This window comes from Pallidibacillus thermolactis, from assembly GCF_025660415.1.
Taxonomy (GTDB): Bacteria; Bacillota; Bacilli; order Bacillales; family Caldibacillaceae; genus Pallidibacillus; species Pallidibacillus thermolactis.
In genome coordinates, this window is the sequence record NZ_JAOUSE010000108.1 from 1 (window position 1) to 1098 (window position 1098).

The following is a 1098-nucleotide window of genomic DNA, read 5'->3' on the forward strand; positions in this document are numbered from 1 at the left end:
GGGAGGACCATCTCCCAAGGCTAAATACTCCCTAGTGACCGATAGTGAACCAGTACCGTGAGGGAAAGGTGAAAAGCACCCCGGGAGGGGAGTGAAAGAGTACCTGAAACCGTGTGCCTACAAGTAGTCAGAGCGCATTTATGCGTGATGGCGTGCCTTTTGTAGAATGAACCGGCGAGTTACGATTCTTTGCAAGGTTAAGGTAAAACCGGAGCCGTAGCGAAAGCGAGTCTGAATAGGGCGTTTTGAGTAAAGAGTCGTAGACCCGAAACCAGGTGATCTACCCATGTCCAGGGTGAAGGTGAGGTAACACTCACTGGAGGCCCGAACCCACGTACGTTGAAAAGTGCGGGGATGAGGTGTGGGTAGCGGTGAAATTCCAATCGAACCTGGAGATAGCTGGTTCTCTCCGAAATAGCTTTAGGGCTAGCCTCAAGCGAAAGAGTATTGGAGGTAGAGCACTATTTGGACTAGGGGCCCTCATCGGGTTACCGAATTCAGATAAACTCCGAATGCCAATTACTTATGCTTGGGAGTCAGACTACGAGTGCTAAGATCCGTGGTCGAAAGGGAAACAGCCCAGACCGCCAGTTAAGGTCCCAAAGTATACGTTAAGTGGAAAAGGATGTGGAGTTGCTTAGACAACCAGGATGTTGGCTTAGAAGCAGCCACCATTTAAAGAGTGCGTAATAGCTCACTGGTCGAGTGACTCTGCGCCGAAAATGTACCGGGGCTAAACGTATCACCGAAACTGCGGATGGACACTTACGTGTCCGTGGTAGGAGAGCGTTCTAAATGCGTCGAAGCTAGACCGTGAGGACTGGTGGAGCGTTTAGAAGTGAGAATGCCGGTATGAGTAGCGAAAGATGGGTGAGAATCCCATCCACCGAATGCCTAAGGTTTCCTGAGGAAGGCTCGTCCGCTCAGGGTTAGTCGGGACCTAAGCCGAGGCCGAAAGGCGTAGGCGATGGACAACAGGTTGATATTCCTGTACCACCTAAGATTCGCTTGAGTGATGGAGTGACGCAGGAGGATAGGGTAAGCGCGCTGCTGGATTAGCGCGTCCAAGCAGTAAGGACGGCTTTGAGGCAAATCCTT

At 51.5% G+C, this 1098-nt stretch carries 1 rRNA gene; it reads left to right on the forward strand.

What is annotated here, in order from left to right:
* Window positions 1-1098, forward strand: a 23S ribosomal RNA gene (locus OEV82_RS16070); the annotation flags it as partial.